The sequence below is a fragment of the Streptomyces javensis genome (assembly GCF_039525925.1).
Classification (GTDB): domain Bacteria; phylum Actinomycetota; class Actinomycetes; order Streptomycetales; family Streptomycetaceae; genus Streptomyces; species Streptomyces asiaticus.
The window spans coordinates 173013-198474 of the sequence record NZ_BAAAIF010000002.1 but is presented as its reverse complement, the minus strand read 5'-3'; the positions used below and the strand labels follow the sequence as shown (position 1 = coordinate 198474).

Below are 25462 nucleotides of genomic sequence, written 5' to 3'. Positions count from 1 at the left end.
CCGGGCGGGCGGCGGCGGGGGTCAGCTCTCCTCCTCGTCCACGAGCGCGAGCAGCGGCCCCCGCTCGTCCTCGGGGACGTAGCCGGCGTAGTACTCGTAGAGCTTGCGCCGCGAGATGCGTGCCGCCGCCTGGCCGTCCCCGGCCCGGATCGCCTCGAGCACCTCCTGATGGTGGCGGAGGGACTCCCGCATCAGCGCCGCGCTGTTGTGGGCATGGGCGACCTTGTCCGAGATCAGCGCGAGGACCGCGCCCCTGACCACCTGGTTGCAGACCTCGATCAGGGAGTTGCGGCTGGCCACGGCCACCGCCTCGTGGAACGCGACGTCGGCCTTGCCGAACTCCTCGTACCCCGCCTCGATCGCGTCCGACATGACGGCGATCGTCCGTTCCATGGCGGACAGTTCCTCCTCGGACCGCAGCCGGGCCGCCAGCGAGCTCGCCGACCCGTCGAGGATCATGCGGAACGAGATCAGCTCGGCCATCGACACATTGTCGAACTGGACGAGCCGGGTCATCTGCTTGGTCAGGCCGGCCGATGAGAAGGGCAGGATCTCCGGGCCGTTCGGGTCGCCCGGGCGCGATCGGACGAGGCCGTCGCTCTCCAGCACGCGCAGCGCCTCGCGCACGGTGGGACGGCTGGCCCCGAACTGCGTCACCAACTCCCGCTCGCTCGGCAGCCGTTGACCGGGCTTGAGGTCACCGCGTACGATCGCCTGCTCGATCTGCTCGACGATGCGCTGGTAGAGCCGTACCGGCGAGACCTGCCGGAACTGTGCCCCGTCGCTCAAGGCTTCTCCCCTCCGGGCATGGTCGGTGTCGTCTGCTCCCCCGTGGGCGCCCCATCGACGTCGTCCGGCCAGCGCGGGGCCGCCTCGGCGGGCCGGTTCCGTTCGTACCACGCCGCCGCCCTCAGGACGCCGAGATCGTCGAAACGGCGGCCCGCGATCTGCACCCCGATGGGCCGGCGGTCCGCCGTAAAGCCGCAGTTGACGGTAGCGGCGGGCTGGCCCGACATGTTGTACGGCGCGGTGAAGCCGATATGGGCCATGGTCTTCTCGTCCCCCGGGAAGGGCATCGGCCGCTCGGCGGGAAACGCCGCCACCGGCGCCACCGGTGAGAGCACCAGATCGTACGGGAGCGTCGCCGCCACGGTGCGCGCCTGGATGCGCATGATCTGCTGGTAGCACTGGAGGACCCTCGCGCCCGGCACATCGGCGCCTCCCTGGCACCACCGGATGATGTGGGGGTGGACGCGCAGTCCGGCCTCGGGCTCCAGGGCGCGGAAGTCGTTCCAGGACCGTACCCGCCAGAACAGATCCAGGTCGTCCAGGAGCTCCTGGGTCATGAACGGCCCGACCGGCTCCACAATGGCTCCGGCCGCCTCGAAGACCGCGGCGGCGCGGTTCACCGCGTCGAGGATCCCGGCGTCGCTCGGCTCCCCGCAGCCGGCGTCCAGGTGCACTCCCACCCGCAGTCCGCGCACCTCGCCGTCCAGTGCCGACCAGTCGATGTCCTCCGGCGGCAGGCTGGTCCAGTCCCGGGGATCGGGCCGGCTCAGGACACCCATGAACAGGGCCGCGTCCGCCGCGGTGCGGGTCATGGGACCGGCGGCACGCCCCAGGTACGGGGTGTCCAGCGGGATCCTCCCGTAACTGGGCTTGAGCGTGGCGAGGCCCAGCCAGGTGCCCGGCAGCCGGATCGATCCCCCGATGTCGGTGCCGACGTGGAGCGGGCCGTATCCCCCGGCGGCCGCGGCACCCGCGCCGGAACTGGAACCGCCCGTGGTCCAGCCGGGGTTCCAGGGGCTGCGCGTGATGCCGTGCCGGCTGGAGACGCCCGAGGAGAGCATGCCCCAGTCCGGCATCACGGTCGACCCGAGTATCACCCCGCCGCATTCGAGGACGCGCGCGGTGATGGGCGCGTCCGCGTCGGGGACGACCGGTTCGGTCCCCGCGTTGCCCGAGGGCATCGGGACACCCCGACGGGCGACGTTCTCCTTGAGCGTCACGGGCACGCCGTCGATGGGTCCGAGCGGTTCCCCCGCCGCCCATCGGGCCTCGCTGGCCAGTGCCGCCTTGCGGGACTCGTCCGGATCCCGCACCCAGAACGCGTTGAGCACACTCTCGCGCGCCTCGATCACCGACTGGACGGCGTCGTGGACCTGGACCGGCGACAACGTGCGATCGGCGAATCCGGCCACCATCTCGACGGCCGACATGGCGGCCAGGCCCTGTTCCGTGAGCACCCGCACTCTCCTTGCCTCGCGCTCCCCGGAGCGATCGAACCCTTGACAAGCACAAGTTCAGTCGCCACGGTACCTGCCAAGCGAGCTTACTGGTCAGGCCAGTCATAACGGAAGGTGGCGTCCATGACCCACAAGCGGCCTGCGCGGCGCCCCGGGAGGGTCGCAGCCGTGCTCGCGTGCCTGCCGCTGGCAGCCTGCTCGGCCGGGTCCACATCGGTCGGGAAGCCCACCGGCAACAGCCTGAACATCGGCCTCACCGCCGAGCCGGCCAATTTCGACTTCACCAAGACCGAAGGGGCCGCCATTCCACAGGCGCTGCTCGACAACGTCTACGAGACGCTGGTGAAACTGGATCAGTCCGGGAAGATACGGCCCGATCTGGCCACGTCGTGGAGCCTGTCCAAGGACCGCAGGACGTATACGTTCCACCTGGTGAAGGACGCCACGTTCAGCAATGGCGCGCGGTTCACGGCCGAGGACGCCAAGTTCTCCATCGAACGCGTCACCTCCGCCTGGACGGTGGCGCAGAAGGCGCAGATGAGCGTCGTGGACCGGGTGCGGGCGGTGTCGCCCACCGAACTCGAGGTCACCCTGAAGAAGCCGAGCAACGACTGGCTGTACCGGATGACCACCCGCGTCGGCGCGATGTTCAGCCGGACCGGGGTGCGCGAGCTGGCCACCGAGCCGGTGGGCACCGGTCCGTACGTGGTGAAGAACTGGAACCGCGGCGACTCGATCACGCTGGCCCGTCGTAAGGGCTACTGGGGACGCACCCCACACTTCGCGTCGGTCACCCTGAAGTACTTCAAGGACCCGACGGCCATGAACAACGCGCTGCTCACGGGCACCATCAATGTGATCGGCCAGATGCAGTCCCCGGAGTCCCTGTACCGGTTCCAGAACAACTCGAAGTACAAGGTCATCGAGGGCACGACCAATGGCGAGGTGGTCCTCTCGCTCAACAACGGCTCGGGCCCGATGAAGAATCGGAAGGCCCGCCAGGCGGTCCGCTACGCCATCGACCACAAGGCCCTGATGGACACCTGCTGGGCGGGCCGCGGCAAGCTCATCGGCAGCATGGTCCCGCCGACCGACCCGTGGTACCAGAACCTCACCGACCTGTATCCGTACGACCGCGACAAGGCCAGGAAGCTCCTGAAGGAGTCCGGCGAATCGGGCCGTACGCTGCGGCTGCGGATTCCGACGCTGCCCTATGCCACCGCGTGCGGGACCGTGGTCAAGAGCCAGCTCGAACAGGCCGGGTTCAAGGTCAAGCTCGACCAGCTGGAGTTCCCCGCGGCCTGGCTGACCACCGTGTTCAAGAACTCCGACTACGACCTGTCCATCATCGGCCATGTGGAACCCCGCGACATGCAGACGGTGTTCGGGGACAAGAGCTACTACACCCACTACGGCAACCCCGAATTCAGCGCGTTGCTGAAGAAGGCGGACCAGGGCAGCCGGGAGCAGCAGATCACCTCCATGCGGGCGGCCGCCCGGCTGCTGTCCCAGGACGCCGCGGCCGACTGGCTGTTCCTGCTGCCGAATCTGATGGTGGCGGACGAGGACATCACCGGCCTGCCGGTGAACTCCGTCTCCGAGTCACTGGATCTCACCGGCCTGGGCCGGTCATGAAAGGCGGCCTCAACCGATGATCGTCCGTCTGGTTCAGCGGATCGCGATCCTTCTGGCCGGCCTTGCCGTGAGCTCCGTGCTGGTGTTCGCGTTCATGGCGGTGCTGCCGGGAGATCCGGCCCGGGTCGCCCTCGGTACCAGCGCGTCGGACTCGGCGGTGGCGCAGCTGCGCCAGGAGTTCGGGCTCGACCGGCCGCTGGTGGCCCAGTACCTCAGCTGGGTCCACGGGCTGGTGACCTTCGACCCGGGGAACTCCTACATCTCCCACGCGCCGATCGGCCCGCAGCTGGCCGACCGCCTCCAGGTCACCCTGTGGCTCGTCGGCGCCGGAATGGTGATCGCCTGCCTCCTGGCCCTCCCCATGGGCACGCTCATGGCCGTGCGGCACCGCAAGCCGTCCGGGCTGATTCTCTCGGCCCTGTCCCAGGTCGGCGTGGCCATCCCGGCCTTCCTCGCCGGAATTCTCCTGATCACCGTGTTCGCGGTGGGGCTCGGATGGCTGCCGGCGAACGGCTGGACACCTCCGGTGCAGGATCCGGTCCTGTTCCTCAAACAACTGGTGATGCCCGCGCTGTCCCTCGGCATCGTGCAGGCGGCGGTGGTCACCCGCTATGTCCGCAGCGCCGTGCTCGATGTCCTCCGGGAGGACTATCTGCGCACCGCGCGCGCCAAGGGACTCCGCCCGACGCGGGCCCTGCTGCGGCACGGGCTGCGGAACGCGGCGGTGCCCGTGGTCACCGTCCTGGCCCTCCAGCTCGCCACGCTGTTGGTTGGCTCCGTCGTCATCGAACGGGTCTTCGTCATCCCCGGGCTCGGCAGCCTGCTGCTGGACAGCGTCGCCAATCGGGATCTCATCGTGGTGCAGGACGTGGTCATGATCATCGCAATGGCGGTGCTGATCGTGAACTTCCTGGTGGACATGGTCTATCTGCTGATCGACCCACGGCTCAGGGGAGGTGCGTCATGAGCGCTCCGGACATCGAAGCCACCGTCGCGTCCGCGGTGCCCGCGGAGCGCCGCCGTCGCCGCCCGGTCACGGGCAGCCTCCTGGTGGGCGGTCTGATCGTCGCGGTCGTGATCGGCATGGCGCTGCTGTCCTTCGTATGGACCCCGCACGACCCGACCCTGGTGGACCCCTCGGTGCGGTTGCAGGAGCCGTCGCCCGACTACTGGTTCGGCACGGACAAGTTCGGCCGCGATGTGTTCAGCCAGATCCTGGTGGGCTCGCGCACCACGCTGTTCGTCGGCTTCGTGGCGGTGGGGGTCGCCGCCCTGATCGGCGTGCCCCTCGGCATCGTCGCCGGAATGGCGCCCCGCTGGTTCGGCGAGTTGCTGATGCGCGGCAACGACCTGCTGCTCGCCTTCCCGGCACTCCTGCTGGCCATCATGTTCGCGGCCGTGTACGGCGCCGGCACGCTGGTCGCGATGGTCGCCATCGGCATCGCGTCCATCCCCCACTTCGCCCGGCTGATCCGCGGCGGCACATTGCAGGTCATGCGGACCGAGTACGTCATCGCCGCGCGTGCGGCGGGCCGTGGGCCGTTCGCGATCGCCGTGCGGCATGTTCTGCCCAACGTCAGCAGTCTCGTCATCGTGCAGGCGTCGGTCGGTTTCGCCATCGCCGTACTCGCCGAGGCCGCGCTGTCGTTCCTGGGCTTCGGCACCCCGCCGCCCACGCCGTCCTGGGGCCGGATGCTCCAGGAGAGCCAGGAGCTGCTGTCGATCGCGCCCCGGCTCGCCGTGTTCCCGGGCGTCGCGATCGCGGTGGCGGTGCTCGGATTCAATCTGCTCGGTGACGGCCTGCGCGACCGTTTCGACCCCAAGCTGGAGGACCGCCGATGACCCCGGTATCCGAGACGGGAGCGGCCGCCGCACAGGACTCCCCCGACGACGTGCTGACCGTGCGGAACCTCGACGTCACGGTGGGCGGCCGCAAGCTCGTCGACGACGTCGGCTTCACCATCCGGGCGGGCGAACGGGTCGGTCTGATCGGTGAGTCGGGGTCGGGCAAGTCGCTGACCGCGCTGAGCGTCATGGGGCTGCTCCCCGAGGGGCTGCGGGCCTCGGGTTCGGTACGGCTGGCCGGAGTCGGCCATGATCTGGTGGGCGCCGACGAGGCGCGGATGTCCCGGGTGCGGGGCAAGGAGCTCGCCATGGTCTTCCAGGAGCCCATGACCGCTCTGAACCCCACGATGAGGGTCGGGCGGCAGATCGCCGAGGTGCTGCTGATCCACCGGACCAGGCCCGACCGGGCGTCCGCCCGGGCCGCCGCCGTGGAACTCCTCGCCCAGGTGGGGCTTCCCGATCCGGAGGCCGCCGCACAGGCCTACCCGCACCAGTTCTCCGGGGGCCAGCGGCAGCGGGTGGTGCTGGCCATCGCCCTCGCCAACGACCCCGCGCTCCTGGTCTGCGACGAACCCACCACCGCGCTCGACGTCACGGTGCAGGCGCGGGTGCTCGACCTGATCGTGCGAGGCGTCCAGGACCGCAGGTCGGCCATGCTCTTCATCACCCACGATCTGGCCGTGGTGGCCACCGCCTGCGAGCGGGTCATGGTCATGTACGGCGGGCGGCTGGTCGAGTCCGGCCCGGTCCGGGAGGTGTTCACCCGCCCCCGGCACCGCTACACCCAGGGCCTGATCGGCGCGTCGGACCTGACCGTGGTGGACGACCGCGGCCGGCTGGCCACGATCCGCGGATCCGTTCCGCCGGCGGGCCGGTTCCCCGCCGGATGTGTGTTCAGGAACAGATGCGATCACGCGACCGACGAGTGCGCCACCCGGCCGGAATGGATCCCGACCGGGCCGGACTCCGGCTACGCCTGCTTCCACCCGGTGCCCGGGAGCGGCGCACCCGGGACCGGCACCCCCATGGACCAGGAGGCCGGCCGTGGCTGAGCAGCCGACCAGTACTCCCCTCGCGCCCGAGCCGCGTACCGGCCCCGTGGACGCCATCGGCGTCCGCGACATCACCCGCGTCTACCAACGGCCGCGTACCTCACTGCGGCACTCCAGCCCGCCGGTGCACGCCCTGCGCGGGGTCAGTTTCGCCATCCCCCAGGGGCAGCGGTTCGGCATCGTGGGCGAGTCGGGGTGCGGGAAGTCGACCCTGCTGCGGATCCTGGCCGGGCTCGACCGCCCCACCAGCGGCAGCGTCGCGATCGACGGCCGGGACATCACCGGGCTCCGGGAGAGACAGCTGAAGTTCGTCCGCGAGCGGCTCCAGCTCGTGTTCCAGGACCCGATGAGTTCGCTCGACCCGCGCATGCGCGTGGGCGACATCGTGGCCGAGCCGCTGGTGGCACAGGGGCATGGCGACCGCCGGGCGCGGGTGGCCGAGTTGCTCGAGGCCGTCGGCCTGCGGGCCGACGCGGCGGACCGGTATCCGCACCAGTTCTCCGGTGGCCAGCGGCAGCGCATCTCGATCGCGCGTGCCCTCGCCCCCCGCCCGAAGATCATCGTGGCCGACGAGCCGGTGAGCGCCCTGGACGTGTCCGTACGGGCCCAGGTGCTCAACCTCATCGCCGACCTCGTCGAGGAGTTGTCCCTGACGCTGGTCTTCGTCTCCCACGACCTGTCCGTGGTCCGCCATGTGTGCGACCGGGTCGCGGTCATGCACGCCGGGCAGATCGTGGAGACCGGGTCCACGGAGCAGGTGTACGAGGACCCGCAGCATTCCTACACACGCAGGCTGATCGCCGCCGTACCGACCCTGGGCAAGGCACTGTCCGGAGTGTCGGCGGCCGACCTCAACCGGGAGTAGCGACCGTGACCACCCATGTCCCATCCGCCGACGGCGCATCCCCCGTGGGGAAGGAGTTTCCCCAGGGGCTGCCCATCGGCGACCGCTGGGTCGAGGCACCCGCCACCGAGGATGTCCGCTTTCCCTACGACGGGACGCTCGTCGCCCGCGCCCCCGTCGGGGACACCGCGCTCGCACACCAGGCGGTGGACGCGGCCATCGCGGTCCGCGGGCGGGTCGGCGGGCTCCCCTCGCACACCCGCAGGGCCGCGCTGCTCGCCACGCATGAGGCAATCGCCTCCCGACGCGCGGACTTCGAGCGGCTGTTGGTCCTGGAGACCGGAAAGCCGCTGGTCGACTGCCGTGTCGAGGTGGATCGCACCCTGCTGACCCTGCTGACGGCGGCCGAGGAGGTGGCCCGGCTGCACGGCGAGACGGTACCGCTGGACCTGCTGCCGTCGGGCGAGGGCTTGCTCGGCTTCTGGACCCGCAAGCCGATCGGCGTGGTGGTGGGCATCGCGGGCTTCAACTACCCGCTGCTGCTCGCCGCGCACAAGGTCGCGCCCTCCCTGGCCGCCGGCTGCCCGGTCGTCGTCAAGCCCGCCCCGCCGACGCCGCTGGCCACCCTGTGGCTGGTGCACCTCCTCCGGGAGGCCCTCGCCGCCGCCGACGCGCCACAAGCCGCGGTGCAGCTGGTGACCGGGGGCCCCGAGGTGGGTGTCGCGCTGACCACCGACCGCCGGATCGGTGCGGTGTCCTTCACCGGTTCCGCCGCCGTGGGCCACCGGATCGCCCGGGACGCGGCACCCACCAAGGTGCTGCTCGAACTCGGCTCCAACGCCGCCCTGGTGGTGGCCGCCGACGCCGACCTCGACGCCGCCGCCGACGCGGTGGTGCGCGGCGGGTACTACGCGTCGGGCCAGGCGTGCATCAGCGTGCAGCGGGTCATCGTGGTGGACGCCGTGCGCGAGGAGTTCATGGCCCGGCTGGCGGAGCGCGTGCCCCGGGTGGCCGTGGGCGACCCCCGCGATCCGGAGACGCGCGTCTCGGCACTCATCGACGAGGGGTCGACCGAGCGGGTGCGCGCCTGGCTGGACGAGGCGGTGGCGGCGGGGGCCTCGCTCGTCGCCGGAGGCAACGTCAACGGCGGGGTGCTCGAGCCCACCGTGCTGCTCGATGTGGACCGCGCCCTCCCCCTCTGGAACGAGGAGGTCTTCGCCCCCGTGGTCGCGGTACGGTCCGTCCCCGATCTGGACACGGCCCTCGACCTGGTCAACGACTCGCGCTACGGGCTGCACGCGAGCGTCTACACCAGCGCCCTCGACACGGCGTTCACCGCCCTCGACCGCTTGGAGGTGGGCGGAGTGGTCGTCAACGAGGTTCCCGGCTTCCGGTCCGATGTCATGCCGTACGGCGGTGTGAAGGACTCCGGGGCCGGACGGGAGGGCCCGAGGTTCGCCATCGAGGAACTCACCGTCACCCGTATGGCAGTGATCCGCCCGACGACACAGAAGCCGACGACACAGAAGCCGTGAGGACCACAGTGCGAGCAACGGACGACACCGATCCGGTGGACGCTTACTCCCGTCTGTTCCGGCTCGACGGCCGCAGGGCCGTCGTGGTGGGCGCGGGCAGCGGAATCGGCCGCGAGAGCGCCCTGGCGCTCGCGGCGCACGGCGCCACGGTGGTGTGCGCCGACCGCGATCTGACGGCGGCCGAGGAGTCGGCGTCGATGGGGCCCGGCCTGGTCGCGTACGCCCTCGATGTGCTCGACGGCGAGGCGGTGGCGCGTGCCGCCGAGGAGCTCGGACCAGTCGACGTGCTGGTCTTCACCGCCGCCACGAACGTGCGCAAGCCCCTGCTCGAGTACACGGCGGAGGAATTCGAGCGGGTGGTGGCGCTCAATCTGCGCGCGTCCTTCGACCTGGTGCGGGCGTTCGGCCGCGGCATGGCCGAGCGCGGCGGGGGAAGCATCATCGGCTTCAGCTCGATCCGCGCGGTGGCCGTCGAGCCGGGCCAGGGGGTGTACGCGGCCACCAAGGCCGGGCTCGTCCAGCTGCTGCGGACCGCGGCGGCCGAGCTGGGCCCGTCGGGCGTGCGGGTGAACACCATCGCCCCGGGCGTCGTGGACACCCCGCTGACCGCGCAGATCCGGGCGGTGCCGGAGTGGTCGGAGGCCTACGCCAGCAAGAGCGCCCTGGGCCGCTGGTCCCGGGCCGACGAGCTGGCCGGAGCCGTCGTCTACCTCGCCTCGGACGCGTCGTCCTTCGTCACGGGGAGCCAGCTCTTCGTGGACGGGGGCTGGACGGCGATCGACGGACGCTTCACACCGCCCAGCTGACCGCGCCGCCGCACATGTTGTCAGGCCCCTCTTCCGGGGTGAACACCCGGAAGAGGGGCCTGAAGCCGTCAGGAGCGCGGGTCAGTCGACGCGCTCGAAGGGCACGGCGCCCTCTTCGTCCGGGGCGACCGTGAACACGACCTTCTCGAACCCTCCGGTGAACGCGAACTCGCCGTCGTAGCTGGGCGAGGAGGGCGACAGGGTGTCCCGGCCGACGTCGAGCCCCTGCCATCCCAGGAAGTGCGGGAGGACCCGCGGAATGTCTCCGGTGCCGACCGGCCTGCCGGACACGTAGAGGTGTCCGACGCCCCGCATGTCGCCGGTCTTGACGAATTCGAAGGTCAGCTCCGCCGGGCCGGTGGGAAGTTCATCGTCCGAGGTCACCGTGTACCGGGTGCCGAGGAAGTTGTACTCGTAGACCAGCCGGTTGTCCTTGACGTACAGGACGTATCCGCTGCTGATGTTGCCCAGGGACACCAGGACACCCTCGTCCGCCGCGGTGGCCCGGTCGACGTGCGCGGTGATGCGGTGTGCGCGGTTCATCACCGGTGGCACCGCGGCGATGGGCAGGTGGGCCATGCCGGGGTAGTACGTGAAGGTGGTGCGCCTGCGCGGGGAGCCGGGGCGCGGGATCTTCGCCCGGTAGGCGAATCCGTTGTCGTCCAGCGGCAGTACGTCGTACTTCCCCGCCTCCACCCAGAACCGGGCGATCATCTTCTGGAGTTGCTCGGGCCGCTCCCGCGCCAGGTCGTCGCACTCCGAGAAGTCGGTGTCGTGGTGGTACAGCTCCCACTGGTCGTCGTCGAACGATGTGCCGCGCTGGTGGAAGGCGACGGCCTTCCAGCCGTCGTACCAGATCGCGCGGTGTCCGAACATCTCGAAGTACTGGGCTTCCTTGCGCGTGGGGGCGGTCGGAGAGCCGAAGGTGTAGGCCATGCTGACACCGTGGACCGGCAGTTGCGGGATGCCGTTGTACACCTCGGGAGCCCGCACACCGAGCACGTCGAAGAGGGTCGGCATGATGTCGTTGACATGGTGGAACTGCTGCCTGACCTCGCCGGTGCGCGGCAGCCCCCGGGGCCAGTTCACGATGAGCGGGCAGCGGACGCCGCCTTCGTGGGTGTTCTGCTTGTAGCGCTTGAACGGTGTGTTTCCCGCCTGCGCCCAGCCCCAGGGGTAGTTGGCGTGAGCGCGTTCGGTACCGATGTCATCGATCCGCGCGACCATCTCCCCGAGGTCCTCGGCGATGCCGTTCTGGAAGGCGGTGGGGTTGAGCGAACCCTTCTGCCCGCCCTCCTGGCTGGCCCCGTTGTCCGAGAGCAGGATGGTGATGGTGTTCTCCAGCTGGCCTATCCGCTCCAGGAACTCCATGAGCCGGCCGATGTGGTGGTCGGTGTGGTCGAGCATCGCCGCGTACGCCTCCTGGAGGCGTACGGACAGCTTCCGCTCGTCGTCCGACAGCTCGTCGAACGGAACGACCCCGGGGTTGCGCGGCGCCAGTTCGGTGCCGGGTGGCAGGATGCCCCGTTCGATCTGGCGGGCGTGGCGAGTGGCGCGCTCGGCGTCCCAGCCGTGGTCGAACCGGCCACGGTACTTGTCCAGGTACTCCTGGGGAGCCTGGTGCGGGGCGTGCGCCGCGCCGAATGCCAGGTAGAGGAAGAAGGGCTTCTCCGGAGTGACCGACGTCTGGTCGCGGACGAATTCGATCGACCGGTCGACCAGGTCCTCGCTGAGGTGGTAGCCCTCCTCAGGGGTCTTCGGCGGGTCCACGGCGTGGTTGTCGTAGAAGAGCTCCGGATGGAAGCTGTCCGTCTCGGCTTCCAGGAAGCCGTAGTAGCGCTCGAACCCGCGCGACAGCGGCCACTGGGTGTACGGCCCGGACGGGGTGGTCTGCTCCATCGGCGCCAGATGCCACTTGCCGACGGCCATGGTGTTGAAGCCGTTGTCGCGCAGCACCTCGGGCAGGGTCGCGGCGGCCGTGGTGATCCGGCCCCGGCCGCTGGGGAAGCCGGTGTCGAAGTTGGACAGCATGCGCATGCCGACGGAGTGGTGGTTCCGGCCGGTCAGCAGGGAGGCACGGGTCGGCGAACACAGCGTGGTGGTGTGGAAGTTGGCGTAGCGAAGGCCACCGGTGGCGAGGGCGTCCATGGCGGGGGTGTCGATGTCCGAACCGAAGCAGCCGAGATCGGAGAATCCGACGTCGTCGAGCACGATGACCACGACGTTGGGCGTGTCCTCGGGAAGCGTCCGCTGCTCGGGCCACCAGGGAGTCGACTCCTCGTAGGTGGTGCCGATCCTGCCTTGGAAAGTACCGCTCACGGACGGCGAATGAGGAGAGGCATTGGTCATCCAGGACGCTCCTTGGCGTGGACAGCTCGATCCGAGGACGCTCCAGTTAACTGGTCTTACCAGTAGGCGGTGTAAGTCTCACCTGCTCCCGAAGTTGTGTCAACCAAGGCGCGATCAGCGGGTCGGCAGATCCGCCGCGCAGCGAAACCCCATGTGGCCGGTGGAGCTGTCCGGTGTGTTGGATGTGCGCGCGGCGACGCGGTAGCGGTTGCAGTACGACTCGTGGCAGAGATAGGAGCCGCCGCGGATCACCTTCGCCTCCCCGGTGGGAGGTCCGGCCGGGTCCCGGCGGGTCTCCGGGCGGTCGGCCACCTGCCAGGTGGCGCTCCACCAGTCGGAACACCATTCCCACACATTGCCGGATGTGTTGTACAGGCCGAAGTTGTTGGCTCGGTAGGCCTTGACCGGCGCGGTTCCCAGATACCCGTCCTCACCGGTGTTGACCTGCGGGAACCGCCCCTGCCAAATATTGCAGCGGTGCTGTCCCCGAGGCAGGAGCTCATCCCCCCAGGGGTAACGGGCGCGCTCCAGACCGCCACGCGCCGCCATCTCCCACTCCGCCTCCGTGGGCAGCCGCTTCCCCGCCCACTCCGCGTAGGCGGCCGCGTCGCGCCAGGAGACATGGACGACGGGGTGGTTCGACAGCTCGGTCCATGACGACCCCGGCCCGTAGGGGGCGCGCCAGCACGCCCCGTCCACCGCGAGCCACCAGGGCGCCTGTGCCACCGTGCCGTCGCGCACCATGCGCCGGGCTTCGGGGTGGACGAGTGCGTAGAACACGAAGGACCAGCCGTGGCGCTCGGCGTCGGTCCGGTAGCCGCTGCTGCGCGTGAACGCCGCGAACTGCCTGTTGGTGACGGTGGTCGCGTCGATGAGGAACGGTGACAGCCGCACCTCCCGGACCGGGCCCTCACCGTCCTCGGGAAAGGCGTCGGCGTCGTCACCCCCCATCCGAAACGTCCCTCCGGGAATGCGCAGCATCGCGCGCAGCCCCTGCGCCCGGTCCCGCTCCGGGGCCCGGACCCGCACGGCGGACGCTTCGGGAATCTCCTCGCCGCCCCCGGACGTGGGGGCACAACACGCGCCTGACATCGCTCCTCCGACCGCGGGCCGCTGTTCCTGGCCCGGCTGACCACACATTCTCCGTCGGCTCGAGGGTACGGCCCCCCCCAGGCCCGCCCCGACCGGCGGCCGGGGTGGGCGCCGGTACGGCCGGAGCGGATCGCGAAACAACTGTTCCGGTTGTTCACGTTCCCGGTTCGGACTCGTTGGGTGTCGGCGGGTTGTCCGGACGAGTGGGCCGATCACAGTTCCCGGTGTGAGTGCGACCAGGTATCTGGAGATCGCGGAGCGGTTGTCCGCCGAGCTGGCCGAGTGTGCCCATGGCACACGGGTGGCCAGCGAGGCCGAGATCGCCCGGCGGTTCGGCGTGGGCCGGGCCGCCGCACGGGCGGCCGTGCAGGAACTGGAGCGCCGGTTCGTCGTCCGCCGGACCCAGGGGTCGGGCACCTTCGTCAACCGGCGGATCGACTACGTCATCTCGCGCAGCGTCCCGCCGTCGTGGTCCGCCACGATCGCCGCGGCGGGCGCCACGCCCCGTGCCCTGGTCAAGTCGGTGCGCACGATCCCCCTGCCCGCCGACCTGGCGGACAGGTTCGAGCGGCCGGCCGGCTCGCCGGTGCACGAGGTGGTGCGCGAGTTCTACATCGACGACCTGCTCGCCTCCTGGGTCCATGAGTGGATCCCGGTGGCCGAGGTGCCCCATCTGGACCTGGCCCTGCACGCCGTCGACTCCGTCGACCAGGTGCTCCGCGACGCGGCCAAGGACCCGAACGGCCTGCGGCTCGCGATGCCGACGCTCCTGGCGGCCCACGCCCGCTGCGTGTCGGCGCGGCGGGCCTGACGGTGATCGCGGCCCCGGGGGGACAGGCCGAGCGGCCTGTCCCCCCGGGCCATGCGGCTAGCATCTGCGGATGGCTCACAACGGCAGGAAGGCCGCGTCCCAACGATCGATGAGGACGCGCACCCTGAGGTTCGGCTTGTACGCGGACGAGCAGGGGCTGGCATGGGTCAGGGAACTCGTCGCTGCGGCCGTGGGCCCCCGCAGCGCCCGGATCGTCCGGGAGTCCGTCGCCCACACCTTTCCCGGGAGCGAGCTGACGACCGCCGACGTGTACGACCTGCTGGCGGAGCAGTGGGCCGTGGAACACCCTGGTCAGAGCAGCGGGGGGCGAGAAGCGGTCGAGTTGCGCGTCCACCTGGTGTGTTCCCTGCGGACATGGCGGGCGATCCGCAAGACAGTGATCAGGACTCTGTGCCCGGAGGGCACGGCACCCCACGTCTGCCGCGTTCCGTGGATGGCCGCCTGAACTGCCCCACGGTCCACCGCTTTGACAAAACGGAACGCCGCTCCGTACATTAATCGGAACGACGATCCGTTTTCGGCGCCGCCGGAAACCGGACGTCCCTGGTCGCCTCCTCACCCGCCCCGGCCGAACGAGACCGGCGGCAGAGGCCATTGAAGGGATATGCGCACCTCATGAGTGAATCGACACACACGGCCGACGCCTTCGGCTTCGGCTCACCCGCTCCCGTCCTCTCGGTCGGCCCGGTGGTGCTGCCGGCTCCCGGCCGAGCCGTGGACCTGGAAGTGCGCGTCTCCGCGCCCGTGACCGGGAGCGGTCTGCCGGTCATCCTCCTCTCACACGGTCAGGGCTACTCGAACCACCTCTCCTCCCTGAACGGATACGCCCCTCTCGCCAACTTCTGGGCCGCACACGGCTTCGTCGTGATCCAGCCCACCCATCTGAGCTCGCGGACACTGACCCTGGACCCCAACACCCCCGGCGCGCCGCTGTTCTGGCGATCGCGGGCCGAGGACATGATGCGCGTCCTCGACCAACTCGATGTGATCGAGGCGGCCGTTCCACAGCTCCTCGGGCGCGTCGACCGGAGCAAGGTGGCCGTGGCCGGGCATTCGATGGGCGGGCACACCGCGAGCCTGCTGCTCGGCGCGCGGCTCACCGATCCGGACGACGGAACGGAAGTGGATCTGACCGAGCCCCGGATCAGGGCGGGTGTGCTGCTCGCCGCGCCCGGCCGGGGCGGCGATTCCCTCACCGAGTCCACGGCCGGGAACTTCCCCTTCTTCCTGACCACGGACTTCTCCAAGATGACCACACCCGCGCTCGTGGTCGCCGGCGACAAGGACGCCTCTCCGCACCTGACGGTCCGGGGCCCGGAGTGGCACACCGATCCGTACTTCCTCTCCCCCGGCCCCAAGTCCCTGCTCACGCTGTTCGACGCGGAACACGGACTCGGCGGGGTCTCCGGCTATGACGTCGCCGAGACCACCGACGAAAGCACCGAGCGCGTGTCCGCGGTCCAGCGGCTCACCTCGGCCTACCTCCACACACAGCTCACCCCTGGGGATTCCGCGTGGCAGACGGCGTGCGCCGCGCTGGCGGCCGATCCCAGCCCGCTCGGACGGGTCGAATCGAAGTAGGCCGGAAGGCGGCACCATCCCCGTGACGGCCCGGGCGCCCCGCCCTCCCGGCGCGGAAGGTCAGCGGAACCAGACCAATACGGGGACGCGGATCTCGCGGAGTTCGGGGAGAACGACGTATTCGAAGACCACCGGCTCTCCACCGATCTGGAGGCTGTACCGGGCGCCCAGGTCGTCCATGGGGTCGCCGGGGGGCCGTCGGTCGCGGTCGATCGCGCCGCCGACTTCGAGAGCGAGCGCGCCCAGGAAGTTCACCACCTTCTTGGAGAGGTCCGGTGGCATGTCGAGCAGCGTCTGGGCGGGGATCTCCTCGGTCCACGCCGTCCAGCCGCCGCGCGGCCGGGGGTTCATCGGGTGATTCCCTCCAGCCGGTCGGCGAGGTCGTCCACGGAGACCAGCCGGGTGCCGGCGGCGGCGTGGGAGCGGCTCTCCGCGGCGCCGGGGGCGCGGTCGAGCATGGCCGCCTTCCACCACTTGCGCATCACGCCCGGAACGGTTTCCTCCTCGGCGGCCAGCACCTCGGCGTAGAACTGGGCCCGGTCCGATCCGGTCAGCGCGTCGCCGATGCCGTTGATCGTGTTCGGGATCGCCGGGATCCTGCGGTCGGTGGGGTGTTCGGGCTGTGCGCTCATCTCCGAGTTCCCTTTCCCGCATCGGGTACGACGGTCGGCGGCCCCCGGTCGGGACGCCTTCGCTCAGGTCATTCTCTCGCAGGACGCGTGCCCTATGGGGCGCAGTCGGAGATCAGGGTAGCCGGTGGGCCGCGCCACCGCCGGTAGGTACGACCGGTGGCCCGCCCCAAGGGGCCCCGTACCACCGCGGGCCACCGCGGCGGTACGGGGCCCCGCGGCGTCAGCGAGCGCTGCCCAGGTTTCGGTCGGCGTCGGCGCCCTCGAGCATGAGGGTGGTCTCCTCGATGCGGCGGAACCGTCCGTCAGGGGCGAACTCGGCGAAGAGATAGACCTCCGTGCGCACGGTGGAGCCGTCGGCCTTGACCACGTCGATGACATGACGGTCCGCGTAGCGGTCGCCCTGGGTGAGTTCGTCGAGGACCTGGACCGATCCACGGGACACGATCGTGCGCAGATGGGCGATGTGGGCCATGAACTCACCGCGGTCGTCCCAGCGGCCGTCGGTGCGCTGGCGGTAGTCGGGGGCGAAGTGCCGGTCGACGGCCTCGGCCAGTTCGAGACCGGGCGTGAAGAGCAGGTCGGTGAGGGCGGTGGCGATGTCGGTACGGGAGGTGGGGGTGGAGGTGGCAGTGGCCATGACGGTGCCCTTCGGTTTCGGAGGAGTTCGAAGACTGCGTGCGTCGAGCACGCATCCGCACCGTATCGCATATTGCGTGCGCCGCGCACGCTAGTCTTGGGTCATGCCGAACGATGTGGGACACGAGATCGCCGACGCCCTGGGAACGCTGCTCAAGCGCAGCACCCGTGAACAGATCTACCGACGCCTGACCGAGAGCCTGGGCGAGGCCGTGGACGAGGTCACCTACCCCGTGCTCAGCGGACTCGCCCGCACCGGCCCGCGCAGCGCCGCCGGTCTCGCCGACGAGATCGGCCTGGACCGCTCCGGCGTCACCCGCCGCGCGACCCGCCTGGAGGAGGCCGGTCTGCTACGCCGCGAGCCCGACCCCGCCGACCGGCGCGCCACTCTGCTCGCCCTCACCGAGGCCGGGCGAGCGGCGGTCGAAACGACCCGGCAGCGCCTCGCCGCGCACATCGAGGACTCCCTCGCCTCCTGGCCGCCCGGCGAAGCGCGGACCTTCGCCCGCCAGCTGCACCGCTTCGTCGACCACGGCCCCTTCACCGCACAGGTCGGCCGCGAAGGCTGGTCCGGGCCGCACGCGGGTCAGGAGAGCCAGTCGGCGTAGCGGGTGGGGGCGAGGTCGGCGCCCGGGTCGGCGAGAACGTCACCCTTGACCTCTGCGAACATGCCGGCGGTCGGGTCGGTGACGACGGTGCGGTTGTCACCCTTGGCGGCCAGGGTGATCCGGCCCAGCTCGTCCAGGGGGAAGACCTCGGGGCCCGCGATGTCGCGAATGCCGCGCAGCGGGGGACCCTGGGCCACATCCGTCACCGCGGCGGCCACGTCCTTGGCGGCGATCGGCTGGATCGGCGTGGTGGGCAGCCGGACGGTCTCGCTGTCGGCGGTCCAGGACAGGGTGGCGTCCATGAACTCCATGAACTGCGTCGCCCGGACGATCGAGTACGGGATCGGCCCGGCCGTGAGGAGCTCCTCCTGGAGCGCCTTCGCACGGTAGTAGACCAGCTCCGGCACCTGGTCCACACCGACGATCGAGAGAATCACGAAGTGGCCGACGCCGGCCTTCTGGGACGCGGCCAGAAGGTTGTCCATCGACGTCTGGAAGAAGGCCAGGGAGGCTTCGTCGAACGTCGGGGAGTTCGCCAAGTTGACGACGACGCCGGCCCCCGCCACGGCCTCGTCCAGCCCCTTGCCGCTGATGATGTCGACGCCCGTGGACGGCGAATGCGGTACCGCCTCATGCCCGGTGGCGTTCAGATTCTTGACGACCTGCGACCCGATGAGTCCGGTGCCGCCGATGACCGCGAACTTCATAACAGGCCTTTCGTAGGCGTATGTCCGTAATGAGATGTGTAACCCTATCCAGGCATTGCATGCAGCGAGCTCAAAGATCGACGAGCGGGGGTGAGAGCTCTATGCGCACGGTAGAGATGGCGTCGCGGGACTCCCCCCGCGGGACTCCCCCGGTCCGGGTTCGCCGTGCGGCGCACTCACACCCGCATGCAGACGCGCATTGGGGAGAGGCATCATGGCCAAGAGCACCGTGCGGACTCCTGCCATTCCGGACGCCCTGATGGATCCGCTCCTCAACCGCGGCGTGGCGTTCACGCGGCCGGAGCGGGACGAGATGGGCCTGACCGGGCGCCTGCCGTCCGCCGTGCTGACGCTGGAGCAGCAGGCGCTCCGCGCCCACCAGCAGTTGCGGGCCCAGGGCAGCGACCTGGCCAAGAACGTCTACCTGGAGCAGTTGCACGACCGCAATGAGACGCTGTACTTCAAGGTGCTCACCGACCACCTCGTGGAGCTGTTGCCGATCGTCTACGACCCCACCGTGGGCGAGGCGATCGAGAAGTACTCCCATGAGTACCGCCGCCCCCGGGGCGTCTTCCTCTCCATCGACGACCCGGAGGGCATGGAGAAGGCTTTCGGCACGCTCGGGCTCGAGTCCGAGGACGTGGACCTGATCGTCTGCACCGACGCCGAGGAGATCCTGGGCATCGGCGACTGGGGCGTGGGCGGGATCCAGATCTCGGTCGGCAAGCTGGCGGTCTACACCGCGGCGGCCGGTATCGATCCGCGCCGTGTCATCGCCGTGTCACTGGACGTGGGCACCGACCGTGAGTCGCTGCTCAAGGACCCGCTGTACCTGGGCAATCGGCATCCCAGGGTCCGCGGCGCCGACTACGACGCGTTCATCGAGAGGTATCTGCGGACGGCCTCGTCGATGTTCCCGGGCGCGCTGCTGCACTTCGAGGACTTCGGCCCGAGCAACGCGCGGCGGATCCTGGAGACGTACGGCGGCAGCTACCGGATCTTCAACGACGACATGCAGGGCACCGGTGCGATCACGCTGGCGGCGGCCCTGTCGGCGGTCGAGGTCGGCGGGGTGCGGATGCGCGACCAGAAGCTCGTGGTCTTCGGTGCGGGCACGGCCGGGGTGGGCATCGCCGATCAGCTCCGTGATGCCATGATCCGCGACGGCGCGGGCCCCGAGCGGGCCACCGCCCAGGTCTGGCTGATCGACAAGCCGGGCCTGCTCACCCGCGACATGACCGACCTGCGCGACTTCCAGCGGCCCTACGCGCGCGATCGGTCGGAGGTCGCCGACTGGGCGGCCGACGGCGGCACGATCTCGCTGCTGGAGACCGTGCGCCGGGTCGAGCCGACGATCCTGCTGGGCACCTCCACCGTGCACGGGGCCTTCACCCGCGAGGTCGTCGAGGCCATGGCGGCGGGTACCGAACGCCCGATCGTCTTTCCGCTCTCCAACCCGACCTCGCGGATCGAGGCCATGCCGGACGACATCATCGCCTGGTCGAACGGCAAGGCCCTGATAGCGACCGGCATCCCGGTCCCACCCGTGGAACACGGCGGTGTGACCTACCGGATCGCGCAGGCCAACAACGCGCTGCTGTACCCCGGGCTGGGCCTGGGCACGATCGTCTCCGGGGCGTCCACGGTGACCGCGGAGATGCTGCTCGCGGCCGCTCAGGCGGTGGCCGGCCAGGTCGACCTCGGGCAACCGGGCGCTTCCCTGCTGCCGCCGGTGGAGAACCTGCGGGAGTCCTCGGCGACCACCGCCACGGCGGTGGTCAGGGCGGCGGTCGGCGAGGGCGTCGCCGCCAGCACGCCGGCCGAACCCGGACAGGCCGTCCACCAGGCCATGTGGGAGCCGGTCTACGGCGGCGGAGCGGCGTCATGACCGCGCGGCACGACGCCTCGGCCGGGGGCGACGGCGCCCCGGAGATCCTCGACCTACGGACGCGGTGCCGCTCACGGTCGGACGGCAGTGGTCCGGCTATGCCCGCCAACTGGACCAGGCCGCGGACCGGGCCACCCGGTCCGCGGAAGGACTGCACGAACTCGCCGCGGGCGGTACGGCGGTCGGCACGGGGCTGAAATCGCCAACGACATCCGGTAGCTGGCCTCGGGGCCGCGCTGCGGCCTCGGTGAACCGCACCTCCCGGCGACCGAACCGGGGGCCCTCAACGGATGAGATAGACGGTGAGCTGTGTCTCGGTGTCGCTGGTGTTGACGGCGTGGATGTAGCCGTGGGCCGTGCGATAGCGCCCCGTGCCTCCGGTGATGGCCAGGGTGATGTCACCGGGGCCGGCGCTGGTGATGGTGAACACCCCCTGCACGGTGATCCGGCCCTCGGGCAGCGACAGAGTGATCTGACACTGAAGATCGCTCGTGTCCATGGGGGCGGTGCGGGTCACGGTGCAGACCTCGTCGAATCGGCCCACCGTGACGTTGGAACGGGAGAGGTCCCCCGTGACGATGAGCTCGTCCCCCTGGCTGTTCCCCGGAGGTGCCACATCGACGAAGTTGGTCTGCGTCGGCCTCGCCGTCAGCTGGAAGACCTCGCTCCTCTCATGAGGAGGAGAGGAGACGGCGTCGGCCGGTGCGGCGGCCACCGCCAGAGGGGCGCAGCACAGGGCGGCCGCCAGGCCGGTGACCGCGCTCAGGGCCGAACGTTTGACGTGGTGCATGGTCCTCTCCTCCGAGAGCCTCGGGCGGCCAGTGACTTCGCGTCACATGAGGCGCCGTTTCCCACGTCAGCATGCGGCGAACGGCGCGCAACAGCTACTTCAGTTGGGCATCCAGGTGATCACCGTGAGGGTGGCCGGGGCCTTCGCCGTCGTGCGGGCCGTCGAGTTCCGGTTGTAGATATATGCATCCGTCTCGCTCGGAACGTACGCTTCCGCACCTATGTCGTGCCACACTGTGGGTGGCCCTCACCGCATCCCCCGTCGGTGAGGGCCACTTACGTCAGGAGCCCGAGCGTCGGCACAGCCGAGCAGCCGCGGTTCGCCGGTGCCGAGAATACGGAGCGCGTCGGCCAGCTCCGCGGCACGCTGGCTGTCCGCTGCCCAGGTCGCCGTGACGACCGCGGTCCGCGCTCCCGCCGCCGCGTGCTGGGCGAGCACGCCACCCGCCGACAGTGACTCGTCGTCCGGGTGCGCGGAAACCGCGAGGAGGCTCGGAGCCGCCATCGCCGGGTCACCTCCAGTGGGAAGCCGGATCACACGCCAACAGACGGACAGCCGCCGACACCGCGCGCCGCGCGGACCGGCTCAGGAGGCGTCGGCCACGAACTCCCGGTGGACGAAATCCACCAGGAGCTCGCGCATGGTCCCGATGGTCATGCCGGGGACTCCGGTCAGCACCTGGATGGCCGCGCCGTCGGTGAGGGCGGTCAGGCGCAGCGCGACGACGTGCGGGTCGGCGTCCGCGCGGAAGATACCCTGCCGCTGGCCGCGCTGGACGATCCGGCGGACGGTTTCCTGCCAGCGCGCGTAGTACTCGTTGTGGGCCGGGCGGAACTCGGGGCGGATGGTGGCCTCGGCCCAGCACTGGAGCCAGATGGCCCACTCGTCCCGGACCTGGCCTACCCGCGGCAGCTGCATGTCGATCAGCTTCAGCAGCCGCTCGACTTCTATGTGGTGCGGCGTGGCCGTTACTCCATCCGCGAGATCTTCAACCCCCCGTGGCATCTACGGCCGTTGGAACTGGCGCGGGCTGACCGCCTACGGCGTCGGCTTCGTCTCGATGCTGCCCTTCGCCGTGATCGGCGATGTGGAGGGGCCGCTCGCGCACTGGGTCAAGGGCGCCGATGTCACCATGCTGGTCGGACTCGCCATATCGTCCCTGCTCTACTTGGTGCTGTGCCGCTCGCTCGACGTCGACGCCGAGCGCGCCGTCGTCACGTCCGCCGACGCCGGGCTCGACCCGGACCCCGTCGGACACCGGGCGGGGGCCGGACATCACGCATGAGGCTGAGTCACGCCCCGCCTGGCGGGTTCCAACGAACCCCGCCCGGCAGGTCCCGAGGAGACCGGAAGACGGGACGCGGATTCCTAGCCCGGAGATTGACCCGTGACCTACATCACAGGTTCCGCTTCAGCATTCCCATGGAATGATGTTCACCGTTTTGGCTGGTCGTAATCGGGGGAGACGAGAATGCCGACGATGGTTGTCATCGGGTTCCGGGACGGCCTGGACGAGGCAGTACGCCGCCGAGGCTTGGAACCCTTCTATATCGTCCAGGCGCCGGTGAGCCCTCCGGAGGGCCGGGGCTTCACGTATGTCGCCAACATGGAGAATGCCCAGGAAATCTTGCGAGCGGTGCTCGCAGCGCAATTGGACGATATAGCCGGAGTACTGACCGTCCATGAGATGGGCGTGTTCGGAGCGGCCTATCTGCGACAGCAGCTGAACCTTCCCGGCAATACGGATTCGAGGACCACCCTGCGTTTCCGGGACAAGTACCTTCAGAAGAGCAAGCTGCCGCCTCACATCAGGCGAGCGCGCTGCCGATATGTCTCCGTCGGTACGTCGTTCAAGGATCTCGTGGACGATCTGGGAGAGGACTTCGTGGTCAAACCGGCCACCGGAGCCGGGGCCCTTCGCACGGCCATCGTCCGGTCCCCGGAAGGGTACGAACGAGCCTTGACCCTGTTCACCGGGCGGTCGGACGTCGAGGTCGTCGCCGAGTCCTTCGTCGACGCCCCGGAAGTCTACATAGACGGCGTCTGGCGGAACGGCGATCTGCGGTGGTCGTCGATGAGCCGCAACCACACCTCACCGCTGAGTGCCGTTCAAGGCGGTGTACTGGCCGCCCACATCCTGGACAGAAGGCGCTATTCGACGCTTTTCCAGCAAGCGGAGACGCTCGCCAGGCAGGCGCTCGCCAATCTCGACGCACCTGATTGCGTATTCCATCTGGAAGCATTCACGGAAGACGCGGGGCTGACGTTCGGCGAGTGCGCCATCCGCCTCCCGGGCGCGCTCTCCCCTCAGGTCAACAAGCTGACATTCGGCGTCGACCTCTTTGACATCGAGATCAGCCTCGCGCTCGGCGAAGAGCTCACTGAGCCACTCAACAGCGGCCACCCGGATCGCTTCTACGGATACATCCTGCTGCGCCGCCCGAAGAACGGAAGTCTCACTCAACAGGATTTCGAGCGCAACTTCCGCTTCGACGAGATTCACTATTCCTCGTCACCCGACACGCCGCTCGGTCCGTACGGCCGCGTGGGGCAGGCCATCGTATCCGACCGGGATGAGCTGAAACTCCAGCAGACAATCGAGGAAATCGTGCGGTTCAATGAGACCGGCGGCGGATTGGCAGGCGGAGGACAAAGGTCATGATCGTGGGTCTCGGCATCTCCGCGTTATGCGCCTTCGGCGCGCTGATCGCCGCGGTCGGCGTCGTCGCGATGGCGCTCCCGGGGCGGCCCCAGCCCTGGCCGGTACATCTGATGCGGCGCGGCGCATCGCTGGCCGCCGCTGCCGCGGCGTCCATCTACGCCCTGGGGCTCTTCGCCGTTCTCACGTCCGAGCAGGAGTTCAACAACGGCGCCGACTCAGTGCCGGCACCGGCATGCCGCGAGGGCTTCGACCCGGGCGTGGTCCAGCACCTCTCCCATCACCGCTACTCCTACCTGCCGCTCCGTTTCGACTGCGTCCTCGACGACGGCACGTTCTACTCCAGCGATCCCCGTTACGCATGGATGAACTGGATGGCCCTGCTCCTCGCGCTGTCCGGTGCGTCGCTCGCCATCGGCGCGGGCTACATGACCGAACTACTCGCCAGGAAGCACACGCGTTACCGCCAAAAGCGTTGACGCTTCGCGTGAGGCGTCTATCATTCCATGGCATCCGACAGGTCGATTGACGTTCGGCTAACCGAACAAGGGCTTGGCAGAGGCGGCTTGTACGTGCCGCGAACCGGACACCACTGAACGCACCCGCACCGTCTGGCAATCATGCGCCCACATTTGGGAGCGCTCCCATAGGAGCCCTGACCCCCGAGGAGAGACATGAATCTTCCGAACCGACGTGGCCACGGCCGACGTGGCGGCCCGCGCGGCCGACCCCGCGCCTGGGCGCTCGGGCTGTTGGCCGCCGTCGCGGTGGCGGTGCCCGGAACGGCGAACGCCATGTCCGACACCACCCGGGCCACCACCCTGGGCGCCCAAGCCGCCCAGTCCGGCCGGTACTTCGGCACCGCCGTGGCGGCCGGCAAGCTCGGCGACGCCACGTACTCGACGATCCTGAACCGCGAGTTCAACGCGGTCACCCCGGAGAACGAGATGAAGTGGGACACCATCGAGCGGTCCCGCGGCTCGTTCAACTTCGGCCCCGCCGACCAGATCGTGGGCCAGGCCACCTCACACGGACAGCGTGTACGTGGCCACACCCTGGTCTGGCACTCCCAGCTGCCCAGCTGGGTCAGTTCCATCACCGACGCGAACACCCTGCGCGGCGTGATGAACAACCACATCACCACCACGGTGAACCACTACAAGGGCAAGGTCTTCGCCTGGGACGTGGTGAACGAGGCGTTCGCCGACGGCGGCAGTGGCCAGCACCGTCCCTCGGTGTTCCAGAACGTGCTGGGCAACGGCTTCATCGAGGAGGCGTTCCGCACCGCTCGGGCGGCTGACCAGTCGGCCAAGCTCTGCTACAACGACTACAACATCGAGAACTGGAGCGACGCCAAGACCCAGGGCGTCTACCGGATGGTCCGCGACTTCAAGGCGCGCGGCGTGCCCATCGACTGCGTCGGCTTCCAGGCCCACTTCGGCACCAGCGGCCCACCGGCGAGTTTCCAGACCACCCTGGCCAACTTCGCCGCCCTCGGTGTGGATGTGCAGATCACCGAACTGGACATCGCGCAGGCGCCGACGACCGCGTACGCGAACACGGTCAAGGCATGTATGAACGTCTCGCGCTGCACCGGCATCACCGTCTGGGGCATCCGGGACAGCGACTCCTGGCGCGCCGGGGAGAACCCGCTGCTGTTCGACCGCGGCGGCAACAAGAAGCCGGCCTATCAATCCGTACTGACCGCGCTGGCCCCAAGCCGGA

Annotated in this window: 25 protein-coding genes and 2 pseudogenes; 16 read left to right on the top strand and 11 right to left on the bottom strand. The window is 69.7% G+C overall.

Annotated features, from left to right (window positions below; translation table 11 throughout):
* Positions 1 to 21: 21 nt before the first annotated feature.
* Together ABD329_RS03540 and ABD329_RS03535 are read right to left on the bottom strand one after the other, a co-directional pair.
* On the bottom strand, positions 22 to 789 hold the full coding sequence (locus ABD329_RS03540) for a FadR/GntR family transcriptional regulator (protein ID WP_198274991.1): 768 nt from the start codon (positions 787 to 789) through the stop codon (positions 22 to 24).
* Complete coding sequence (locus tag ABD329_RS03535; protein ID WP_198274992.1) at positions 786 to 2246, bottom strand: amidase; 1461 nt, start codon at positions 2244 to 2246, stop codon at positions 786 to 788. The genes ABD329_RS03540 and ABD329_RS03535 overlap by 4 nt, the downstream gene beginning before the upstream one ends.
* A 123-nt stretch (positions 2247 to 2369) precedes the next feature.
* Here ABD329_RS03535 and ABD329_RS03530 point away from each other — a divergent pair, with 123 nt between their 5' ends.
* The 7 genes from ABD329_RS03530 to ABD329_RS03500 are packed head-to-tail and all read left to right on the top strand — an operon-like array spanning position 2370 to position 9963.
* Positions 2370 to 3881, top strand: coding sequence for an ABC transporter substrate-binding protein (locus ABD329_RS03530; protein WP_198274993.1), 1512 nt, complete (start codon positions 2370 to 2372; stop codon positions 3879 to 3881).
* Positions 3882 to 3897: 16 nt separating this feature from the next.
* Positions 3898 to 4848 carry an ABC transporter permease gene (locus ABD329_RS03525; RefSeq protein ID WP_198274994.1) on the top strand — a complete coding sequence of 317 codons (951 nt, stop codon included), beginning with the start codon at positions 3898 to 3900 and terminating at the stop codon, positions 4846 to 4848.
* Positions 4845 to 5723, top strand: a complete 879-nt coding sequence (locus ABD329_RS03520) for an ABC transporter permease (protein WP_198274995.1) — start codon at positions 4845 to 4847, stop codon at positions 5721 to 5723. Before ABD329_RS03525 ends, ABD329_RS03520 begins: the two co-directional genes overlap by 4 nt.
* Entirely contained in the window at positions 5720 to 6778 is a 1059-nt protein-coding gene (locus ABD329_RS03515; RefSeq protein WP_198274996.1) for an ABC transporter ATP-binding protein, read from the top strand. Before ABD329_RS03520 ends, ABD329_RS03515 begins: the two co-directional genes overlap by 4 nt.
* Positions 6771 to 7643: an ATP-binding cassette domain-containing protein gene (locus ABD329_RS03510; protein ID WP_198274997.1), complete on the top strand. Its 873-nt coding sequence runs from the start codon at positions 6771 to 6773 to the stop codon at positions 7641 to 7643. Before ABD329_RS03515 ends, ABD329_RS03510 begins: the two co-directional genes overlap by 8 nt.
* Positions 7644 to 7648: 5 nt before the next feature.
* Positions 7649 to 9157: an aldehyde dehydrogenase family protein gene (locus ABD329_RS03505; protein ID WP_198274998.1), complete on the top strand. Its 1509-nt coding sequence runs from the start codon at positions 7649 to 7651 to the stop codon at positions 9155 to 9157.
* Positions 9154 to 9963, top strand: a complete 810-nt coding sequence (locus ABD329_RS03500; protein WP_425574277.1) for an SDR family NAD(P)-dependent oxidoreductase — start codon at positions 9154 to 9156, stop codon at positions 9961 to 9963. Before ABD329_RS03505 ends, ABD329_RS03500 begins: the two co-directional genes overlap by 4 nt.
* An 81-nt stretch (positions 9964 to 10044) precedes the next feature.
* Here the strand turns inward: ABD329_RS03500 and ABD329_RS03495 are convergent, their stop codons facing one another.
* A complete protein-coding gene (locus ABD329_RS03495; RefSeq protein ID WP_198274999.1) occupies positions 10045 to 12312 on the bottom strand; it encodes an arylsulfatase in 2268 nt (755 codons plus the stop codon).
* Positions 12313 to 12426: 114 nt separating this feature from the next.
* A complete protein-coding gene (locus ABD329_RS03490; RefSeq protein WP_198275000.1) occupies positions 12427 to 13404 on the bottom strand; it encodes a formylglycine-generating enzyme family protein in 978 nt (325 codons plus the stop codon).
* A gap of 226 nt (positions 13405 to 13630) precedes the next feature.
* On the opposite strand from ABD329_RS03490, the gene ABD329_RS03485 reads away from it, so the two are divergent.
* The 3 genes from ABD329_RS03485 (at position 13631) to ABD329_RS03475 (ending at position 15817) form a co-directional block, all read left to right on the top strand.
* Positions 13631 to 14215 carry a GntR family transcriptional regulator gene (locus tag ABD329_RS03485; RefSeq protein WP_198278798.1) on the top strand — a complete coding sequence of 195 codons (585 nt, stop codon included), beginning with the start codon at positions 13631 to 13633 and terminating at the stop codon, positions 14213 to 14215.
* Between the two features lie 109 nt (positions 14216 to 14324).
* Positions 14325 to 14681 (top strand): hypothetical protein, encoded by a 357-nt coding sequence (locus tag ABD329_RS03480; RefSeq protein ID WP_198278799.1) that lies wholly within the window; start codon positions 14325 to 14327, stop codon positions 14679 to 14681.
* 170 nt (positions 14682 to 14851) lie between these two features.
* Positions 14852 to 15817, top strand: a complete 966-nt coding sequence (locus tag ABD329_RS03475; protein WP_198278800.1) for an alpha/beta hydrolase family protein — start codon at positions 14852 to 14854, stop codon at positions 15815 to 15817.
* 60 nt (positions 15818 to 15877) lie between these two features.
* Here the strand turns inward: ABD329_RS03475 and ABD329_RS03470 are convergent, their stop codons facing one another.
* The 3 genes from ABD329_RS03470 to ABD329_RS03460 all read right to left on the bottom strand — a co-directional run bounded on the left by ABD329_RS03470 (position 15878) and on the right by ABD329_RS03460 (position 17086).
* Positions 15878 to 16168, bottom strand: a complete 291-nt coding sequence (locus ABD329_RS03470; protein ID WP_198278801.1) for a hypothetical protein — start codon at positions 16166 to 16168, stop codon at positions 15878 to 15880.
* A complete protein-coding gene (locus ABD329_RS03465) occupies positions 16165 to 16449 on the bottom strand; it encodes a hypothetical protein (RefSeq protein WP_198278802.1) in 285 nt (94 codons plus the stop codon). Before ABD329_RS03465 ends, ABD329_RS03470 begins: the two co-directional genes overlap by 4 nt.
* Before the next feature lie 220 nt (positions 16450 to 16669).
* The gene (locus tag ABD329_RS03460; protein WP_198278803.1) at positions 16670 to 17086 is read right to left on the bottom strand and encodes a nuclear transport factor 2 family protein; all 417 of its coding nucleotides are present in this window, start codon (positions 17084 to 17086) and stop codon (positions 16670 to 16672) included.
* A 103-nt stretch (positions 17087 to 17189) separates the two neighbouring features.
* On the opposite strand from ABD329_RS03460, the gene ABD329_RS03455 reads away from it, so the two are divergent.
* On the top strand, positions 17190 to 17693 hold the full coding sequence (locus tag ABD329_RS03455; RefSeq protein WP_198278804.1) for a MarR family winged helix-turn-helix transcriptional regulator: 504 nt from the start codon (positions 17190 to 17192) through the stop codon (positions 17691 to 17693).
* Here ABD329_RS03455 and ABD329_RS03450 read toward each other — a convergent pair.
* Entirely contained in the window at positions 17672 to 18400 is a 729-nt protein-coding gene (locus ABD329_RS03450) for an SDR family oxidoreductase (protein ID WP_198278805.1), read from the bottom strand. The two genes, ABD329_RS03455 and ABD329_RS03450, sit on opposite strands and share 22 nt — an antisense overlap.
* Positions 18401 to 18614: 214 nt before the next feature.
* Here ABD329_RS03450 and ABD329_RS03445 point away from each other — a divergent pair, with 214 nt between their 5' ends.
* Positions 18615 to 20288, top strand: coding sequence for an NAD-dependent malic enzyme (locus ABD329_RS03445; protein WP_198278806.1), 1674 nt, complete (start codon positions 18615 to 18617; stop codon positions 20286 to 20288).
* A 283-nt stretch (positions 20289 to 20571) separates the two neighbouring features.
* Here ABD329_RS03445 and ABD329_RS03440 read toward each other — a convergent pair whose 3' ends face one another.
* The 3 genes and pseudogenes from ABD329_RS03440 to ABD329_RS03430 form a co-directional block, all read right to left on the bottom strand.
* Positions 20572 to 21078 carry an allene oxide cyclase barrel-like domain-containing protein gene (locus ABD329_RS03440; protein ID WP_198278807.1) on the bottom strand — a complete coding sequence of 169 codons (507 nt, stop codon included), beginning with the start codon at positions 21076 to 21078 and terminating at the stop codon, positions 20572 to 20574.
* A 282-nt stretch (positions 21079 to 21360) separates the two neighbouring features.
* Positions 21361 to 21582 (bottom strand): annotated as a pseudogene (locus tag ABD329_RS03435) (PIG-L deacetylase family protein); the annotation flags it as partial.
* Positions 21583 to 21663: 81 nt separating this feature from the next.
* Positions 21664 to 21996: a TetR family transcriptional regulator C-terminal domain-containing protein gene (locus tag ABD329_RS03430; RefSeq protein WP_246618682.1), complete on the bottom strand. Its 333-nt coding sequence runs from the start codon at positions 21994 to 21996 to the stop codon at positions 21664 to 21666.
* 43 nt (positions 21997 to 22039) lie between these two features.
* Here ABD329_RS03430 and ABD329_RS03425 point away from each other — a divergent pair, with 43 nt between their 5' ends.
* The 4 genes and pseudogenes from ABD329_RS03425 to ABD329_RS03410 all read left to right on the top strand — a co-directional run.
* Complete coding sequence (locus ABD329_RS03425; protein WP_198278812.1) at positions 22040 to 22363, top strand: hypothetical protein; 324 nt, start codon at positions 22040 to 22042, stop codon at positions 22361 to 22363.
* A 186-nt stretch (positions 22364 to 22549) separates the two neighbouring features.
* Positions 22550 to 23740, top strand: coding sequence for an ATP-grasp domain-containing protein (locus ABD329_RS03420; protein ID WP_198278808.1), 1191 nt, complete (start codon positions 22550 to 22552; stop codon positions 23738 to 23740).
* Positions 23737 to 24216: a hypothetical protein gene (locus tag ABD329_RS03415; protein WP_198278809.1), complete on the top strand. Its 480-nt coding sequence runs from the start codon at positions 23737 to 23739 to the stop codon at positions 24214 to 24216. Before ABD329_RS03420 ends, ABD329_RS03415 begins: the two co-directional genes overlap by 4 nt.
* 195 nt (positions 24217 to 24411) lie before the next feature.
* Positions 24412 to 25449, top strand: a pseudogene (locus tag ABD329_RS03410) (glycoside hydrolase family 10 protein); the annotation flags it as partial.
* Between the last annotated feature and the right edge of the window lie 13 nt (positions 25450 to 25462).

What these genes read in the sequence shown, in the direction of transcription:
- ABD329_RS03530 (WP_198274993.1), top strand. Translation starts at nt 2,370, where the DNA reads ATGACCCACAAGCGGCCTGCGCGGCGCCCCGGGAGGGTCGCAGCCGTG.
- ABD329_RS03525 (WP_198274994.1), top strand. Translation starts at nt 3,898, where the DNA reads ATGATCGTCCGTCTGGTTCAGCGGATCGCGATCCTTCTGGCCGGCCTT.
- ABD329_RS03520 (WP_198274995.1), top strand. Translation starts at nt 4,845, where the DNA reads ATGAGCGCTCCGGACATCGAAGCCACCGTCGCGTCCGCGGTGCCCGCG.
- ABD329_RS03515 (WP_198274996.1), top strand. Translation starts at nt 5,720, where the DNA reads ATGACCCCGGTATCCGAGACGGGAGCGGCCGCCGCACAGGACTCCCCC.
- ABD329_RS03495 (WP_198274999.1), bottom strand. Translation starts at nt 12,312, where the DNA reads ATGACCAATGCCTCTCCTCATTCGCCGTCCGTGAGCGGTACTTTCCAA.
- ABD329_RS03490 (WP_198275000.1), bottom strand. Translation starts at nt 13,404, where the DNA reads ATGTCAGGCGCGTGTTGTGCCCCCACGTCCGGGGGCGGCGAGGAGATT.
- ABD329_RS03480 (WP_198278799.1), top strand. Translation starts at nt 14,325, where the DNA reads ATGAGGACGCGCACCCTGAGGTTCGGCTTGTACGCGGACGAGCAGGGG.
- ABD329_RS03475 (WP_198278800.1), top strand. Translation starts at nt 14,852, where the DNA reads ATGAGTGAATCGACACACACGGCCGACGCCTTCGGCTTCGGCTCACCC.
- ABD329_RS03470 (WP_198278801.1), bottom strand. Translation starts at nt 16,168, where the DNA reads ATGAACCCCCGGCCGCGCGGCGGCTGGACGGCGTGGACCGAGGAGATC.
- ABD329_RS03465 (WP_198278802.1), bottom strand. Translation starts at nt 16,449, where the DNA reads ATGAGCGCACAGCCCGAACACCCCACCGACCGCAGGATCCCGGCGATC.
- ABD329_RS03460 (WP_198278803.1), bottom strand. Translation starts at nt 17,086, where the DNA reads ATGGCCACTGCCACCTCCACCCCCACCTCCCGTACCGACATCGCCACC.
- ABD329_RS03455 (WP_198278804.1), top strand. Translation starts at nt 17,190, where the DNA reads ATGCCGAACGATGTGGGACACGAGATCGCCGACGCCCTGGGAACGCTG.
- ABD329_RS03450 (WP_198278805.1), bottom strand. Translation starts at nt 18,400, where the DNA reads ATGAAGTTCGCGGTCATCGGCGGCACCGGACTCATCGGGTCGCAGGTC.
- ABD329_RS03445 (WP_198278806.1), top strand. Translation starts at nt 18,615, where the DNA reads ATGGCCAAGAGCACCGTGCGGACTCCTGCCATTCCGGACGCCCTGATG.
- ABD329_RS03440 (WP_198278807.1), bottom strand. Translation starts at nt 21,078, where the DNA reads ATGCACCACGTCAAACGTTCGGCCCTGAGCGCGGTCACCGGCCTGGCG.
- ABD329_RS03430 (WP_246618682.1), bottom strand. Translation starts at nt 21,996, where the DNA reads ATGCAGCTGCCGCGGGTAGGCCAGGTCCGGGACGAGTGGGCCATCTGG.
- ABD329_RS03420 (WP_198278808.1), top strand. Translation starts at nt 22,550, where the DNA reads ATGCCGACGATGGTTGTCATCGGGTTCCGGGACGGCCTGGACGAGGCA.
- ABD329_RS03415 (WP_198278809.1), top strand. Translation starts at nt 23,737, where the DNA reads ATGATCGTGGGTCTCGGCATCTCCGCGTTATGCGCCTTCGGCGCGCTG.